The following is a 16,385-nucleotide window of genomic DNA, read 5'->3' on the forward strand; positions in this document are numbered from 1 at the left end:
GGGACGGTCCGGTACCAAGGATCGTTGCTGAAACGGGCGATGTCAGCCCTCCGTAACGATTCCTCCGTCTGCGGGACTGTCCACCACCCGATCGATCAAGCCGTATTCAACCGCTTCTGCCGGCGAAAGGAAGTAGTCGCGGTCAGTGTCTTCGGAGATTTTGTCGAGGGGTTGGCCGGTGTGTTCGGCCATCAGTCCGTTCAAGGTTTCCTTAAGAAAGAGGATTTCCTGGGCCTGGATTTCGATATCCACTGCCTGGCCCTGGGCGCCGCCGAGTGGTTGGTGGATCATGATCCGGGCGTTTGGCAGTGCCAGTCGCTTGCCTTTGCAGCCGCCGGAGAGGAGGAAGGCCCCCATCGACGCTGCTAGGCCATAGCAAATGGTGACCACGTTTGGAGTCACCTGCTGCATCGTGTCGTAGATCGCCAGCCCTGCTGTGACTGATCCACCCGGTGAGTTGATGTAGATCTGGATGTCTTTTTCGGGGTCCTCGGCTTCGAGGAAGAGGAGTTGCGCCACCAAGGCATCCGCAACCTGGTCATCGATACCAGTGCCTAGAAAAATGATCCGTTCGCGAAGAAGACGCGAATAGATATCAAAGGCGCGTTCGCCACGCCCCGACTGCTCCACCACTGTGGGCAACACCCCCGGAGCCGCGGATGGCATGGTTGCACTGGGGCGGATGCCATGCCAGCGGTTCTGGATCGGGTGGTGGCTGCGGGCGTTGATCACGCGGCGGTCGGGGCAGAACGTTGTGGGTGCAATCTATGGGGCTTGATCAGCCCTTGGTGTCCTCATCCGATTTTGCGGTCTTGGTCTTGGCGGTTTTGGCCTTGGTGTCCTTGGCCTTTTTGGCTGATGGTTTGGACTTAGTTTTGGCCGAGGCCTCTTCAGCGGCTTTCTCGGTCACCGTGCTGTTGTCCTCGAGCCAACCCAGCAGCTTGTCGCGTAGAAGGTCTTCGATCACGACATCCCGCAAGCGTTGGGGATCGATGTCTCGTTCCCCTGAGAGTTCCCGCTTCACCTCGGTCACTTTCGCGTCGATATCGGCGTCTTCAACCTTGAGCCCTTCGCTTTCGGCCAGGGCCGAGAGGGCCAGGCTGCGGCGAAGCCGCTCTTCCGCCTCCGGTCGGGACGATTCCATCAGATTGCGCACGAGCTCAGGCGTGAAGAGCGATTTCACATCCATGCCTTGCTGAGCGAACTGTCCGGCGGTTTGTTCGACCAGGTTGCGCACTTCTTGTTGCACCAGGCTCTCGGGCAACTCCACCTCCAGCTGTTCCACTAAGGCGGCGATCAGGGCGTCGTGACGGTTGCTCTTCTGGCGACGATCAGCATCGTCTTTGAGGCGCTGTTCCAGATCAGCGCGCAGTTCGGTCATCGTGTCTTTGTCGCTGGCCTGCTTGGCGAAGGCATCGTCAAGCTCAGGCAGCTCACGGGTCTTGAGATCCTTGAGGTTGATCACAAAGCTGGCCTTGCGACCACGGGCATCGTCCTTGGAGTAGTCATCAGGGAACTGGCATGCAACGGTTTTCTCATCGCCGATGCTCATGCCCACAATCCCTTCCACGAATCCGGGGATCATGCGGCCGTCTTCCAGCTCCACATCCATCGAGTCGGCGCTGCCACCTTCAATGGCGCTGCCGTCATCGCTGTAGGTGCCGTTGAAGCCGACCACGGCCACATCACCGCTGGCTGCTGGCCTGTTCTCGACCGGGACCAAGGTGGCCATCTGCTTGCGTGATTGCTCGATCATCTCCTCGACCTTGGCGGGGTCGTAGCTCACGCTTTCAGCTTCCGCATTCAGGCCTTTGGTGGCCTTCAGCTTGGGGACCGGCGCCACATCGGTTTCCAGGGTGACGGTCAGTTCCTTGCTGGGATCAAAGGCGTCGAGCAGTTTCTCGAAGCCATCGGCGAGGTCGGGCTGACCCAGGGCCTCGATTTTCTCCTGTTCGATCGCTTCACGCCAAACGCCATCCACCATCGACTCGAGAGCCGTTGCACGGATGCGAAGCGGACCAATCTGCTGCAGCAGCACGGCTCTGGGCACCTTGCCTTTGCGGAAGCCGGGCAGATTGATCGTCCGGCTGAGCTGAGCCACGGCCGCTTCGTAACTCTCCTTGCAGCGTGCAGCTGGCACTGCCACTTCAACGGCCAGGCGGCTGCCGGGACGGGTGGTGGTCTTGACCTTCAACGAAGCGGCGCTCATCTGAACTGGTACGGGCAGCCCAACACTTTATGAAAGAGCCAGCACAGGCTTCGCCGCGTATTGTGACCCCAGCGTTCTCTCGGGTGTACCAACAGCTCTCCATCCTGGTCACCCTTCGAAAGTCAGAAGACGTCTGAAATCGTTTCCCAGCTTCAGCGACAAGCGTTTGCTCATCTCCTCTCAAACCAGCGACCGATCCCTGCCGTCCCGACCTCTCACCGTTGCTGTGCTTGGCGCCAGCGGTGCTGTGGGTCAGGAACTGCTTCAGCTGCTCGAGCAACGGGCTTTCCCGGTCTCTGAACTGCGCTTGTTGGCATCTTCCCGCTCGGCCGGCACGACCCAGTCTTGGAAAGGCCAGCAGCTCACGGTTCAGGAGGTGAGCGCTGAGGCCTTTCAGGGTGTTGATCTTGTGCTCGCTTCTGCCGGGGGCACTGTCTCCAAGCAGTGGCGTGAGGCCATCATCGCTGCCGGAGCGTTGATGATTGACAACTCCAGCGCGTTTCGGATGGAGGAGGGCGTGCCGCTGGTGGTGCCTGAGGTCAACCCTGATGCTGCCTTTGGGCATCAGGGTGTCATCGCGAATCCGAACTGCACCACGATTTTGCTCACCCTTGCCCTGGCGCCTCTTGCTGCCAGGGTTCCGATGTGTCGGGTGGTGGTGAGTACTTATCAGTCCGCTAGTGGTGCCGGCGCTCGCGCCATGGAGGAGCTGCGTGATCTCAGCCAGGTGGTGCTCGATGGCGGCACACCTGAAAGTGCCGTGCTTCCTCACTCCTTGGCCTTCAATCTCTTCCTTCACAATTCCCCGCTGCAGGCAAACAGCTATTGCGAGGAGGAGATGAAGATGGTCAATGAAACGCGCAAGATCATGGAACTTCCGGATTTGCGTTTCAGTGCCACTTGTGTACGGGTGCCCGTCTTGAGGGCCCATTCTGAAGCCGTGAATGTGGAGTTCGAACAGCCCTTTCCGGTCGAGGAAGCCCGTTCCCTGCTTGCCGCAGCCCCTGGGGTCGAGCTCATCGATCGACGGGACGACAACCGTTTCCCCATGCCCACTGATGTGACCGGTCGAGATCCCATCGCTGTGGGTCGGATCCGTCAGGACATCAGCGAACCGAATGCTCTCGAGTTCTGGCTGTGCGGTGACCAGATCCGCAAGGGGGCCGCGCTGAACGCGATTCAGATCGCAGAACTGTTGATTTCTTCCTGATCGCTATGAGTACTGCTGCCCAGCTGTCCCCTACTCCTTTCGGTCGTTTGCTCACGGCGATGGTGACCCCCTTCGATGCCGAAGGCAAGGTTGATTTGGCCTTGGCCGGCCGGCTCGCCAGCCATCTGGTGGAGGAAGGGTCGGAAGGCATTTTGGTCTGCGGCACCACTGGTGAATCCCCCACCCTCAGCTGGGAGGAGCAGGTGCAGATGCTGGCTGCGGTTCGTGAGGCCGTTGGTCCTGGTGTGAAGGTGCTGGCAGGCACTGGTAGTAACAGCACCGCTGAAGCAGTGGAGGCAACCCGTGAGGCGGCAGCTGCTGGTGCTGATGGCGCTTTGGTGGTTGTGCCTTACTACAACAAGCCTCCTCAGGAGGGGCTTGAGGCCCATTTCCGCGCCGTGGCTCAGGCTGCTCCTGAGTTGCCTCTGATGCTCTACAACATCCCTGGCCGAACCGGATGCAGTCTTGCTCCTGCCACTGTGGCCCGTCTGATGGATTGTCCCAATGTGGTGAGCATCAAGGCCGCAAGCGGCACTACTGAAGAAGTCAGTCAGCTGCGTCTTACCTGTGGCCCCAAACTGGCGATCTATAGCGGTGATGACGCCCTGACCTTGCCGATGCTCTCAGTTGGTGCTGTTGGTGTGGTGAGTGTGGCCAGCCATGTGGCCGGTCGTCGCCTGTGCTCGATGATCGAATCCTTCTTTGCCGGCCGTCATGCTGAGGCTCTTGCGCAGCATGACCAGCTCTTGCCGCTCTGTAAGGCCCTGTTCGCCACCACCAATCCGATTCCCGTCAAAGCTGCACTTGAGCTCAGCGGTTGGCCAGTCGGTGCTCCTCGTCTTCCTTTGCTACCGCTCGATTCATCCATGCGTGACACCCTCTCTCAAGCCTTGGCCGCCTTGCGTCAGACCTGACGCCACGGCTGATCTCCTAAGGCGTTCCGAGGCCAGCGGCTTCGGTGCCAGCGCCCGACCTGTTTTCTCTCTCTAGTTACGACGCAATTCCATGACACCGATCTCTTCCCTCAACCGATCACGTAATGGCCAAGCCACAGCAAACGAGCCCTGCCTGCGGGTGATTCCTCTTGGTGGTCTGCATGAGATCGGCAAGAACACCTGTGTGTTCGAGTACGGAGATGATCTGATGCTCGTTGACGCTGGTCTTGCCTTTCCCAGCGATGGCATGCACGGTGTCAATGTCGTGCTCCCGGATACGAGCTTTCTGAGGGAGAACCAGAAGCGCATCCGGGGAATGATCGTCACCCATGGTCATGAGGATCACATCGGTGGCATTGCCCATCACCTCAAGCACTTCAACATTCCTGTGATTTATGGGCCGCGTTTGGCTCTGTCGATGCTCACCGGCAAGATGGATGAGGCTGGCGTTACCGATCGCACCACCTTGCAGACCGTGGGTCCGCGGGACGTGGTCAAGGTGGGTCAGCACTTCTCGGTGGAGTTCATCCGCAACACCCACTCGATGGCGGATAGCTTTTCTTTGGCTATCACCACTCCTGTGGGCACGGTGATTTTCACCGGTGATTTCAAATTTGATCACACCCCGGTGGATGGTGAGCACTTCGACATCGCCCGCCTGGCACATCACGGTGATCAGGGTGTGCTCTGTCTCTTCAGCGACTCCACTAACGCCGAGGTACCTGGTTTCTGTCCGCCAGAGCGTTCGGTGTTTCCCAATCTCGATCGCCGCATGGCGGAGGCGGAGGGCCGGGTGATCATCACCACCTTTGCCAGTTCGATCCATAGGGTGGCCATGATTCTTGAGCTGGCGCTCAAGAACGGCCGCAAGGTGGGTCTGCTGGGCCGTTCGATGCTCAATGTGATCGCCAAAGCTCGCGAACTTGGCTACATGCGCGCGCCCGATGATTTGTTTGTGCCGATTAAGCAGATCAACGATCTGCCCGATCGCGAAACCCTGCTCTTAATGACGGGAAGTCAGGGAGAACCGCTGGCGGCTCTCAGCCGCATCTCCCGCGGCGAGCACCCGCAGGTGAAGGTCAAAACCACAGATACGATCATTTTCTCGGCGAGTCCTATCCCTGGCAACACGATCTCAGTGGTTAACACCATTGATCGTTTGATGATGCTTGGCGCCAAGGTCGTTTATGGCAAAGGCGAAGGCATTCACGTGTCAGGTCATGGCTTCCAGGAAGACCAGAAGCTGATGTTGGCGCTGACGAAGCCCAAGTTTTTTGTGCCGGTGCATGGTGAGCACCGCATGCTCGTCTGCCATTCCAAGACCGGCCATTCCATGGGGGTGCCGGAAGACAACACGCTGATCATCGACAACGGAGACGTGGTTGAGCTCACCGCCGATTCGATCCGCAAGGGTGATCCTGTGAAGGCCGGTATTGAGCTGCTCGATCAGTCCCGCAACGGCATTGTCGATGCACGTGTTCTTAAGGAAAGACAGCAGCTCGCTGAAGACGGGGTGGTCACGATCTTGGCGGCGATCAGTACCGATGGCGCCATGGTTGCACCGCCACGGGTCAACCTTCGCGGTGTGGTCACCACGGCTGACGCCCGCAAGATGTCGCTCTGGACTGAGCGGGAAATCAAGTGGGTGCTTGAGAACCGCTGGAAGCAGCTCTGCCGCATGACTGGTGAAAAGACGCCAGAAGTGGATTGGATGGGTGTGCAGCGTGAGGTGGAAGTGGGCTTGGGTCGGCGCATGCGCCGAGAGCTTCAGGTGGAGCCCCTCATCCTCTGCCTTGTGCAGCCAGCTCCAGGAGGCACGCCTGTGTACAAGGGCCGTGCTGATGCTGAGCCGGATGACCGTCCGGCGCCTCGTGGTCGCGGTGGCCGCGGCGGCTATCGCGGCCAGGGTGGTCATGGTCGCCGTGACCGGGATCAGGCTCCTAAGCGTGTGATTCCTGCGTCGCCGTCGTCTTCACCGTCGTCTTCACCCTCGTCTTCACCGTCTGCGACCCCTGCTGCACCCGTTTCGAAGCAGGCCCCTGCAGCGGCAGCGCCGGTGGTGAGTCGTCCTAAGGCCGAGCTGGAGCCCGAGATGCCCGCAGGACGCACTCGCCGCCGCCGTTCAGCCGCGGCATGAGCTTGGTTTCCGCCAATCAGTGAATCAAGCGTCGCCTTTTGGCGACGCTTTTTGTTTGGCTGTTTGGGAGGGTCAGATTTGTCGGAGCGAGTCGGTTTTGCTCCGGAAGGTGTTGAGAAGAAGCTGCAGATAGCTGACGCTGCGTAGCTTGATATTGGCTGTTAGTGACATGCCCACCTGAAGCGGCAGAGTCGTGCCGTTCTTCAGTTTGAGCTGTTGGTCATTGAGCTCGATGGTGGCCGGATAACGATATTCCTCTCGTCCTTGTTGGGCGTCTGGTGCCAGTGCATCGGATCCCACCGAGGAGACACTGCCTTCGAGCACACCGAAATCGGTGGCCGGAAAGGAGTCGATGCTGACTTCCGCGTTTTGACCCTTGCGCACGAAGCCGATCTTGCTGCTTGGGATTTCCACATCAGCTTCCAGGGTGTTGAACGGCACCACTTTCAGTGCTGCTTGGCTGGATTGGTCCTGGGAGACGAAGCCCGGGTTGGTGAGCTTGAGGTCGAAGACAATGCCATCCACAGGAGAGCGCAGCAACTGGTTGCGGTTGGTCACTTTCACTTCGGTGCGTCTGGCTTCCAGCTGAGCGCGTTCACTGCGCAGGCCTGCTAACTCAGCACTCAGTTGTTCGATCTGTTGATCGATCTGATTGATCTGGCGGCGCCCATCCAGTTCGAGCTTGACCAGCTCACCCTTCAATTCAGTGACTTTGTTGCGTTGTTGCAGATATTGGATGTCTGGTGAGGCGCCCTCGCGGGCTAGGCCTGCAAGGCGCTCAAGAATTTCTTTTTCCAGAGATAGATTGGTCTTGGTGGTGATGAGTTGTTCACGATTGAGCTCGAGGGTGCGTTCTCGCTCAAGTCGTTTGAGTTTGAGTTGTTCTTTTTTTTGATTGATCTGAGTACTTTTTTCACTCACACCTTGCTCTAAAGAGTTGAGTTGTTCAGCGGTGCTCTCTTGATCGAGGCGGATGAGCAGTTGGCCCTTTTTCACGCGCTCGCCGTTTTTCACCAGGATCTCCTCGACAACGCCTCCGGTAGGGATCCGAACTTCTTTGACGTTACCGACAGGTTCGAGTTTTCCTTGGGCGACGACCACTTCCTCGGTGCGGGCGATCGCTAGCCAGCCGATTCCGAAAACGGTGGTGCCGATCAGGGCCCAAGTGGTGGCTTTCAGCCAGAAACGATCTTGTTGCAGAACACTTTCATTGTTGGTGATGGAACCGGCACGTTTCTCAAGTTGATCTTGAGCTTTACGGATCAGGCCACCAACGGGGTTCTGTTTGATCTTGCCCATGTCAGCTGGCCTCCTGTTGGCGGTAGAGCGCGTAGTAACGGCCGCGCTTGGCCATCAATTCATCGTGGCTGCCGACTTCGGCGACCACTCCAAGATGCATCACCACAATCACATCGGCGCGACGCACGGTGGCCAGACGGTGGGTGATGAAGAACACCGTGCAGTCCTGCAGGGCTTGCACCAGGTTGTCGCAGACACGGCGTTCTGTTTCGTAGTCAAGGGCGCTGGTGGCCTCATCCATCACCAGCAGCTTGGGGTTGCTGAGCAAGGTGCGTGCGATGGCGATGCGTTGGCGTTGGCCCCCACTCAGGGAGGCACCGCGTTCGCCCACCGGTGAGCTATAGCCGCTGGGCAGCTCCATGATGAAGTCATGGGCATCGGCCAACTTGGCGGCCATCACGATCTCATCACTACCGACATCGGGCTGCGTGAGGGCAATGTTTTCGCTGATTGTGCCGGAGAACAGCAACGGATCCTGAGGCACGATTCCGATTTGCCGCCGTAGGGAATAGAGCTCAACCTTGTCGATGTCATAGCCATCGATGAGGATGCGACCTTCCTCAGGCGCGTAGAGGCGAGGCAAGAGTTTCATCAGTGTGCTCTTGCCGCTTCCGCTCTGGCCGACGATTCCTACAAAGGTGCCTGCCTTGATCTGCAGGTTCACATCTTTGAGGACAGGAGCTGCATCGGGACGGAACCGGAAGGTGAGGTTCTCGAAGTTCACTGCTCCTTCGATTGGTGGCAATGGCACCTTGGCCTTGTCGACTTCGTTCGACTCCTGGGGGGTGTCAATGACATCGGCCAGTCGCTCGAAACTGACCTTCAGTTCCTGAATGTTCTGCCAGATGCTGGAGAGGCGAAGGAGGGGCTGGGTGACATAGCCGGAGATGATTCGGAAGGCGATCAACTGACCCAGGGTTAGATCACCACTGAGAACGAGAGTGGCGCCAACCCATAGCACCATCAGCTGGGAGAGCTTCTGCAGCACCTGGGAGGTTTGGCTCAGCACGGTGCCGCTGATCGTTTTTTCAAACGAGCGATTGATGTAGCCGGCGTAGAACTCTTGCCAGGAGAAGCGGCTCACCATCTCAACGTTCTGGCTTTTCACGGTTTGGATCCCCGTGAGCACCTCCACCAGATGGCTCTGAGTCTTGGCGTTTGCTTCTGCTGCCTGGCGATATTGGCGCCGGAACAAGGGAGCCCCGATCAGGGTGAGCCCCACTTGAATCGGTAGAACCGCCAGGGCGATCAGGGTGAGAAGCCAGCTGTAGACCACCATCACAAGGATGTAGATCACTGAGAAGCAAGCATCCAGAAGGGTGGTGAGGGCTTGGCCGGTGAGGAAATTTCGGATCTTCTCCAGCTCGCCGATGCGAGAGCCCAGTTCACCAACGGGACGTTTGTCGAAATATCCCAAGGGCAGCCGCAGGAGGTGATCAATCACCTCTGCACCAAGGCGCTGGTCGATTCGGTTGGTTGTTTCAGAGAACAGGAATGTCTTGAGGCTGCCGAGCACTCCCTCCAGCAAGGTGACGACCACCAAGGCGATGCCAAGCACTTGGAGCGTGTCGAGGCTGCGTTGGGTGATCACCTTGTCGATGATGACCTGGATCAGGAGGGGGTTGGCGAGAGCGAACAGTTGCACCACGAAGCTGGCGACGAGCACCTGCACCAACACGGCACGGTGGCGTTTCAGGGCGGGCCAGAACCAGTTGGGTCCGAAGGTTTCGTTCGGGGTGGTGTTGGTGCGATCCAGCAAGAGCAGATCGATGCCTTCGGGGAAGGTGTCTTCCAGTTGCTCGGGCTGCAGGTTGACGATGCCGTCACGGGGGGACGCCAGGGTGAGTCCGTTCTGGTTGCTGCGGGCCACGACGGCAAAGCTTTCGCCCCAGGGGATCAGCGTTGGTGTCTGTAGCCGGGTTCCCATCGCCGCACCGACTCGGGCTCCGGACACGTGCAGACCAAGGCCCGCCGCAATCTGGCCGCACAGCCGCAGATTGGGGGTTTGGCCACGGCGAATCGTTTCGCGCAGAACCTTGTCAATGGCATCGCGGCGCACGGGCAGTTTCATCAGCTGCGCCAGCATCTGGAAGCAGGCCAGGGTCTCCTGCAGGACGCCTTCAGCACGAATCAGGCGCAGCTGATCAAGCACATCACCGCTGGGGTCGAAGCGACTCACAGGTGTCGGACCAGCCTGCAGGGTCGAGAGCGCTTGGGATCCTTGGTCGTCGTTTGCCTTGGTTGTAGGTGCTGGTTCTGGTTCGTTGGCTGTGTCGGTTTGTTCAGCCGAGCTGATGATCATCTCCACCAGTGGCCTGGGGAGGCTGATCAGCCGTGACGGAAACGGCTTGCTCTCGGCTGGCAGCGTTTCTTCTTGAACGGCTGTTCCTGGGGTGCTGCCGTTCCAGGCTGAGACAAGGAATACATCGCGTTGATCAGCGTCTGCAGCTTTGATTGCAGCCGGGTTGAGAGGCACCCGTTCGGCGGCGCGCAGCGTATCTGGCAGAAGGCGCAGAGAGCTGCCTTCAGCCCGTGCATTGCTTTGCTGCAGATCCTGCATCAGGGCGATGACCTCCTGACCCCAGAGCTGGCTGTCGCACCAGCGGCGGAAGCTCTCTTCCTCCTGGTAGAGGTGAGCCCAAAGCTCATCACCAATGGCGGCAGCCTTGAGGGCATCGCTGGCGATCAGGTTTTCGCAACTACGACCGCACAGCAGGCTGGCGGCACCGAGGACTGCCCCTGGGTCAAATTTCCCCAGAGAGATCAATCGTCCCTGGTCGTTGCCCACCAGACGTGCACGTCCCTCAATCAGGATCAGCACCCGACCAGGAATCACCCCTGGATCCACGAGCTGTTGGCCGAGTTCGAATGACAGCAACTCAATGCCATCCTGCAACCGAATTCGGGCAGGATCGCTCAGCCCCTTGAAGGCCTCATGCTGCAGGAGTTGGTTGATGACGTTCTGGTTCATGAGGAAGCGGAACCGGCGTCAGTTTGCGTGGAAAGTGCTTGCAAATGGCGGCCAGTTTCCTCTTTTAACCATTCCTGAAGCAGTTCCATGCTCATCTGCTCGGCCATGCGTTCATCGAAGCTGGCCGGTGCAAATCGTTCCAGCCGGGTGACGACCCACCAGCGGTCGATCCGGAACGGCTCCAGCAGCATGCCTGGCCGGGCGGCCCGCAGTTTTTCCGACAGTGTGGGATGGGCTTGGTTCAGGGGAACCGGTCCGATCACACCGTTGGTGTTGCGTTCCATTCCCTGGGAGTAGCGCCCCGCCAGGTCGCTGAAGTTGGCTTCCCCGTGAGCGATGCGGAGATAGAGCTCCTGGGCCTGGGATTGGCTGCTCAGCCGCAGCAGGCTATAGACGACGCGATCGAGACGACCTTTTTGGGAGAGGAAACGGGCTTCTGCTTTGGCACCGAATTCCTCTTTTGCTAACTGAGCCATCCGAGCGGGTCGAAAAAGCTGCTCGTAAAAAGCCTCTTCACTCAGGCCGCTGGAGCTGATGAGTTCGTTCATGGCTTCCGCAGAGGGGGCGTTCTGCTGGCGAAGAAAGTCATTGATGGCAGCCTTTTGAGTCTCCTCAGTGAGCGTCACCATGTTGGTGATATCACTCACCAGCATCCGTTCGATTAACGAATCCAGCAGTCCATGCTTGGTCAGTAGCTTTAGGGCCTCTGGACTGAGCACCGATCGCAGATCGGGCAGCATTGGTTCGAGCACGCGAATTGGCCACTTGAATGCAAGCTAGGTCTGTTGGCAGGCCTAGGCAGTTTTGTTCAAAGCTTGTTGAAGGAAAGGGTCTTGCGCAGCAGCCAAGGCGTCAGATCGATAGCTTTTTGGACCGATGCTTCTGCATCCAGGCGATCGGTGTCCGCTTCGATCGTTTCGTCCTGACGGATTGGTTCAGAGTCCGTGCCTGAGGGTGAAGTGCTGTCCAGCTTGGTCTTGTCGCTGCTCGGATCGACAATCTCTGGCTCTGGTGGCTGGGGTTTGGACGGCACGACGGCCCTGTCGGTCTGGGCCAGGATTGCTTCACGCGTTGATGTCGTGCTGTTGAGCCAGGGTGTGGCCGATGCCACGGGTTGGAGCTGGGTGGGTGGGCTGACGGAGCTTTGGAGGAAGGGATCTCGGATCAGCGCTTGGCCGATGTCTTCATCGCCTCGGGTCTCCGAGCTGTTGTCGAGCGCACCGCCTGTTTTTGTCTCCGGCTCGTCTGGCGTCTGGCCCTGCTCCAGCTCAGCCAGGCCTTTGCAGCGATCCAGCCCTTGTTGAGCGAGATCGCGCAGGGTGTCAGGAGGATGGCTGTTCAGCACCAGCTGGTAGTGATCCAGTGCCTGTCTCGATTGATCCAATCCATGGAAGTAGATATGTCCCAGTAACAGGGCTACAAACGCGCGCCAGGCCAGACGGGCGTCCTGCTCCGCACCCGACCTTGTTCCTGTTTCGAGCTGGCGGAGAAGGCTGCTGGCGATGGTCTCGGCCTGTTGGAAATTGCCATCGCCATAGGCCTGTTCAGCGGCGAGATACTGCTGCTGAACATCCACGTCCACAAGGCCTCAAGGCTTCTGCTCCAGTTGTAGTGCGTTCTTGTCCCACTGGATGCGCCAGCCGCAGCCGAGATCTCTACCTCCAGGTCCCTCCCCAGAGGCTGTGGCTGAGGTCAGATCGTCGAGTTGTCGGTGATTGAGGGGTGGTGCGCCTTGGTCCCTTAGCCATTGGGCTAACAGCATTCGGCGCAGGCCGGGGGCCAGAGCTGCGACGTGGCGTCGGTTCAGGCCTGGGCCTTCCTCCAGAGTTCTGAGGCTGAGCCGAAGTAAGGCGGATTGGCTGTCTTCCAGTTGGGAGAGGCGTTCGGAGAGATGCGCCATCCGTTGTTCACAGCCAGGGTGCATGGCGTTGAGTACCGGCAGGACTTCCTGGCGGATGCGGTTCCGGCCGAACCTCAGATCGTTGTTGCTTGGATCGTTCCAGATCGGCAACTTCAGTTCTGAGCAGATCGTGGCGGTTTCCTTGCGCGTGAAGCTCAGTAGGGGTCGCACGAGAAGCAGCGTGGGGTCGTTGGCGCTATCGAGAGTCCGTTCTCGCCGCAGGCTGCCCAGGCCAGCCAGGTCCGTACCGCGAGCCATCTGGAGCAGCAGGGTTTCGGCTTTGTCGGTAGCGGTGTGGGCGCAGATCACCCGGCGACAGGGCAGATCCGGATGGGCTTGGCTGATCTCTACGGCGGTGCGACCCAGCTGGTCATAGCGCCAGTCACGGGCCTTGGCCTCGCTACCGGCTTGCTCGGCATTGGCACGGCTGATGGCAAGGCGGAGGCCCTGGTCTTCGTACCAGCGCTGCAGTTCTGTGGCGATCGCACTGGATCCCTGATGCCAGCTGTGATCACCATGCCAGCCATGAAGCGTCCAGTTGTGGAGTCGGCGCAGGCCTAGTAGCAGGGCGGTCAGGGCCATCGAGTCTTGCCCGCCAGACACCGCCAGCAGCAGCATCGCCCCCTGGGGCAGCAGCTTGGGCTGCTTGAGAAGCTCGCGGTGCAAACGATCGTGCCAGCCCGACCAGCAGCTGCTTAGGGCTGGATCAGCCTGGGGATCCATGCGGTGGGAGAATCAACGTCTCTGACTCTGGCTTGATGACCCGCCTCGCTCAGCTGCCTACCACCCTGCGTCAGCGCCTTGAGCAGCGCTCGGCTCTGAAGGTGATTGCTGGTCTGATGAACTTCGATCCCGCTTCCGTCGCCCGAGTTGCCCGTGCGGCAGGCCATGGTGGTGCTGATCTGATCGATGTGGCCTGTGATCCCGAGCTTGTCTCTTTGGCGGTCCATGAATCGGGCGGTGTGCCGGTCTGTGTGTCAGCTGTCGATCCCGAGCTCTTTCCCGCCGCTGTCGCCGCTGGTGCCGTGATGGTTGAGATCGGCAACTTCGATGCTTTTTATCCCCAGGGCCGCCTCTTTTCAGCCGACGAAGTTCTGGAGCTCACACGCCAGACCCGTGCCCTCCTGCCCGGGGTGGTGATGAGTGTCACGGTGCCCCATGTGTTGCCCATGGACGAGCAGCAGCAATTGGCGCTGGATCTGGTGGCAGCTGGTGCTGATCTGATTCAGACCGAAGGCGGCACCAGCGCTAAACCTTTCAGTGCCGGCACGCTTGGACTGATTGAAAAGGCTGCGCCCACATTGGCGGCGACTCACAGCATCAACGCTGCACTGCAGCAGGCCGCTGTGTCCGTGCCTGTTCTTTGCGCCTCTGGGCTTTCGTCTGTCACCCTGCCGATGGCGATTGCCGCTGGGGCTGCCGGTGTGGGTGTCGGTTCTGCGGTGAATCGTCTCAGTGATGAGCTGGCCATGGTGGCTGTGGTGCGCAGTCTTCGCGAGGCCTTGGGCACCAGCGCCTCTTTGCTGCGGTTGTGATCGTTTGGTTGTTGTTCTCCTGATCGAGACCAAGGGGCGTGATTGCATCACGCCTTTTTTTGTGGCTGCACGCCAACTGCCGCATGCGCCCCAACGGCCTGGGCTGGCGCCATAAACTGGATCCTCGGCCGCGCTGGCAGTGACGTGAATCCCCAGTACGACCTCACCGCGCCATACACCCCCCAAGGGGATCAGCCCAAAGCAATCGCCCAGTTAGTGGAGGGGGTGAATAGCGGTCAGCGCTACCAGACGCTGCTGGGAGCGACAGGCACCGGCAAGACGTTCACGATGGCGAACGTGATCGCTAAGACCGGCCGGCCGGCATTGGTGCTGGCCCATAACAAGACCTTGGCGGCTCAGCTCTGCAATGAGTTGAGGGAGTTTTTCCCTCAAAACGCAGTCGAATATTTCATCTCCTATTACGACTACTACCAACCGGAGGCTTACGTTCCGGTCAGCGATACCTACATCGCCAAGACAGCGTCGATCAACGAAGAGATCGACATGTTGCGCCACTCCGCGACCCGTTCCCTCTTTGAGCGCAACGATGTGATTGTTGTTGCGTCGATCAGTTGCATTTACGGTCTCGGGATTCCAAGCGAATACCTCAAGGCTTCTGTCAAGTTCCAGGTGGGAGAGAGCCTTGATCTGAGGGGATCGCTGCGAGAGCTGGTGAACAACCAGTACAGCCGCAACGACACCGACATCACTCGGGGTCGTTTCCGGGTGCGTGGAGATGTGCTCGAAATTGGCCCTGCGTACGAAGACCGGTTGGTGCGCATCGAGCTTTTTGGGGATGAAGTGGAGGCGATCCGTTATGTGGATCCCACGACGGGTGAGATCCTCCAGAGCTTGGAGACGATCAATATCTACCCGGCCAAACACTTTGTGACGCCTAAGGAGCGTTTGAATCTGGCGATTAAGGACATCCGCACCGAGCTCAGGGAACGGCTCGACCTCCTCAACGCCGAAGGCAAGCTCCTCGAGGCCCAGCGGCTAGAGCAGCGCACCACCTATGACCTGGAGATGTTGGATCAGGTGGGCTACTGCAATGGAGTGGAGAACTACGCCCGTCATCTGGCCGGTCGGGAGCCCGGTTCGCCACCGGAATGCCTCATCGATTATTTCCCTGATGACTGGCTGCTGATCGTGGATGAGAGTCATGTCACCTGCTCTCAGTTGCAAGCGATGTACAACGGCGACCAGGCCCGTAAGAAGGTGCTGATCGACCATGGCTTTCGCCTCCCCAGTGCTGCTGATAATCGCCCTCTCAAGGCTGAGGAGTTCTGGACCAAAGCCCGCCAGACGGTGTTCGTAAGTGCCACGCCAGGCAAGTGGGAGATGAACGAAAGCGAGGGGCAGGTAGCCGAGCAGGTGATCCGTCCTACCGGCGTGCTCGACCCGGTGGTGGAAGTGCGCCCCACCACCGGTCAGGTGGATGATCTGCTTGGGGAGATCCGCACGCGTGCCAAGAAGCAGCAGCGGGTTTTGGTGACCACGCTGACCAAACGCATGGCGGAGGATCTCACCGATTACATGGCGGAGAACGGCGTCAGAGTGCGCTATCTGCATTCGGAGATCCACTCGATTGAACGAATCGAGATCATTCAGGACTTACGGCTCGGTGAATACGACGTATTGGTTGGGGTCAACCTGCTGCGGGAGGGACTGGATCTGCCGGAGGTGTCGCTCGTGGCAATCCTTGATGCCGACAAGGAGGGCTTTCTGCGCGCCGAGCGCTCGTTGATTCAGACCATCGGTCGGGCGGCACGCCATGTTGAGGGGATGGCCTTGCTGTATGCCGAAAACATGACGGACTCCATGGCCAAGGCGATTGAGGAGACCGAGCGGCGACGCTGTATCCAGCAGGCCTACAACGAAAAGCACGGCATCGTGCCCAGGGCCGCTGGTAAAAAAGCCAGCAATTCGATTCTCTCTTTTCTGGAGTTGTCTCGGAAACTCAAGTCTGATGGGCCTGACGCTGATCTCGTCAAGGTGGCTGGTAAGGCTGTGAAGGCGATCGAGGATGACGTCGATGGCATGGCCCTTGATGCCCTGCCGGAACTGATCGATCAGCTTGAGCTGCGCATGAAAGACGCTGCCAAGAAGCTGGATTTTGAAGAGGCCGCCAATCTGCGGGATCGCATTAAGCAGTTGCGCCAGAAACTGGTGGGTAAGGCTTGAGCCGA

12 protein-coding genes are annotated in these 16,385 nt (G+C 59.2%); 5 read left to right on the forward strand and 7 right to left on the reverse strand.

Annotated features, from left to right (window positions below):
* Positions 1-42: 42 nt before the first annotated feature.
* Positions 43-732: an ATP-dependent Clp endopeptidase proteolytic subunit ClpP gene (gene clpP / locus SIB72_RS04510; protein WP_413744747.1), complete on the reverse strand. Its 690-nt coding sequence runs from the start codon at positions 730-732 to the stop codon at positions 43-45.
* Positions 733-778: 46 nt separating this feature from the next.
* Positions 779-2,209, reverse strand: a complete 1,431-nt coding sequence (gene tig / locus SIB72_RS04515) for a trigger factor (RefSeq protein ID WP_413744748.1) — start codon at positions 2,207-2,209, stop codon at positions 779-781.
* Positions 2,210-2,435: 226 nt separating this feature from the next.
* Here tig and SIB72_RS04520 point away from each other — a divergent pair, with 226 nt between their 5' ends.
* The 3 genes from SIB72_RS04520 to SIB72_RS04530 all read left to right on the forward strand — a co-directional run bounded on the left by SIB72_RS04520 (position 2,436) and on the right by SIB72_RS04530 (position 6,491).
* Complete coding sequence (locus SIB72_RS04520; RefSeq protein WP_413745044.1) at positions 2,436-3,419, forward strand: aspartate-semialdehyde dehydrogenase; 984 nt, start codon at positions 2,436-2,438, stop codon at positions 3,417-3,419.
* A gap of 5 nt (positions 3,420-3,424) precedes the next feature.
* Complete coding sequence (dapA, locus tag SIB72_RS04525) at positions 3,425-4,333, forward strand: 4-hydroxy-tetrahydrodipicolinate synthase (protein WP_413744749.1); 909 nt, start codon at positions 3,425-3,427, stop codon at positions 4,331-4,333.
* A gap of 91 nt (positions 4,334-4,424) precedes the next feature.
* Positions 4,425-6,491: a ribonuclease J gene (locus SIB72_RS04530; RefSeq protein WP_413744750.1), complete on the forward strand. Its 2,067-nt coding sequence runs from the start codon at positions 4,425-4,427 to the stop codon at positions 6,489-6,491.
* A 72-nt stretch (positions 6,492-6,563) separates the two neighbouring features.
* Here the strand turns inward: SIB72_RS04530 and SIB72_RS04535 are convergent, their stop codons facing one another.
* From SIB72_RS04535 to tilS, 5 genes are all read right to left on the reverse strand, one after another.
* Entirely contained in the window at positions 6,564-7,790 is a 1,227-nt protein-coding gene (locus SIB72_RS04535) for an HlyD family secretion protein (protein ID WP_115119358.1), read from the reverse strand.
* A 1-nt stretch (position 7,791) separates the two neighbouring features.
* Positions 7,792-10,761: a type I secretion system permease/ATPase gene (locus tag SIB72_RS04540; RefSeq protein WP_413744751.1), complete on the reverse strand. Its 2,970-nt coding sequence runs from the start codon at positions 10,759-10,761 to the stop codon at positions 7,792-7,794.
* Positions 10,758-11,501, reverse strand: coding sequence for a peptidylprolyl isomerase (locus SIB72_RS04545; protein ID WP_413744752.1), 744 nt, complete (start codon positions 11,499-11,501; stop codon positions 10,758-10,760). The genes SIB72_RS04540 and SIB72_RS04545 overlap by 4 nt, the downstream gene beginning before the upstream one ends.
* 68 nt (positions 11,502-11,569) lie before the next feature.
* The gene (locus SIB72_RS04550) at positions 11,570-12,337 is read right to left on the reverse strand and encodes a hypothetical protein (protein ID WP_413744753.1); all 768 of its coding nucleotides are present in this window, start codon (positions 12,335-12,337) and stop codon (positions 11,570-11,572) included.
* Between the two features lie 12 nt (positions 12,338-12,349).
* Entirely contained in the window at positions 12,350-13,384 is a 1,035-nt protein-coding gene (tilS, locus tag SIB72_RS04555; RefSeq protein ID WP_413744754.1) for a tRNA lysidine(34) synthetase TilS, read from the reverse strand.
* A 35-nt stretch (positions 13,385-13,419) separates the two neighbouring features.
* Between tilS and SIB72_RS04560 the strand changes: the two genes are divergently transcribed.
* Both SIB72_RS04560 and uvrB read left to right on the forward strand, forming a co-directional pair.
* Positions 13,420-14,196, forward strand: a complete 777-nt coding sequence (locus SIB72_RS04560; protein WP_413744755.1) for a DUF561 domain-containing protein — start codon at positions 13,420-13,422, stop codon at positions 14,194-14,196.
* Positions 14,197-14,340: 144 nt separating this feature from the next.
* Positions 14,341-16,380 carry an excinuclease ABC subunit UvrB gene (gene uvrB / locus SIB72_RS04565; RefSeq protein ID WP_115119370.1) on the forward strand — a complete coding sequence of 680 codons (2,040 nt, stop codon included), beginning with the start codon at positions 14,341-14,343 and terminating at the stop codon, positions 16,378-16,380.
* Positions 16,381-16,385: the final 5 nt, after the last annotated feature.

The sequence above is a fragment of the Synechococcus sp. MIT S9451 genome, assembly GCF_047304725.1.
In the GTDB taxonomy this organism is placed as follows: domain Bacteria; phylum Cyanobacteriota; class Cyanobacteriia; order PCC-6307; family Cyanobiaceae; genus Synechococcus_C.

Bases quoted from the DNA above. Each gene is read 5' to 3' on its own strand.
- tig (WP_413744748.1), bottom strand. From the start codon at position 2,209: ATGAGCGCCGCTTCGTTGAAGGTCAAGACCACCACCCGTCCCGGCAGC.
- dapA (WP_413744749.1), top strand. From the start codon at position 3,425: ATGAGTACTGCTGCCCAGCTGTCCCCTACTCCTTTCGGTCGTTTGCTC.
- SIB72_RS04530 (WP_413744750.1), top strand. From the start codon at position 4,425: ATGACACCGATCTCTTCCCTCAACCGATCACGTAATGGCCAAGCCACA.
- SIB72_RS04535 (WP_115119358.1), bottom strand. From the start codon at position 7,790: ATGGGCAAGATCAAACAGAACCCCGTTGGTGGCCTGATCCGTAAAGCT.
- SIB72_RS04540 (WP_413744751.1), bottom strand. From the start codon at position 10,761: ATGAACCAGAACGTCATCAACCAACTCCTGCAGCATGAGGCCTTCAAG.
- SIB72_RS04545 (WP_413744752.1), bottom strand. From the start codon at position 11,501: ATGCTGCCCGATCTGCGATCGGTGCTCAGTCCAGAGGCCCTAAAGCTA.
- tilS (WP_413744754.1), bottom strand. From the start codon at position 13,384: ATGGATCCCCAGGCTGATCCAGCCCTAAGCAGCTGCTGGTCGGGCTGG.
- SIB72_RS04560 (WP_413744755.1), top strand. From the start codon at position 13,420: ATGACCCGCCTCGCTCAGCTGCCTACCACCCTGCGTCAGCGCCTTGAG.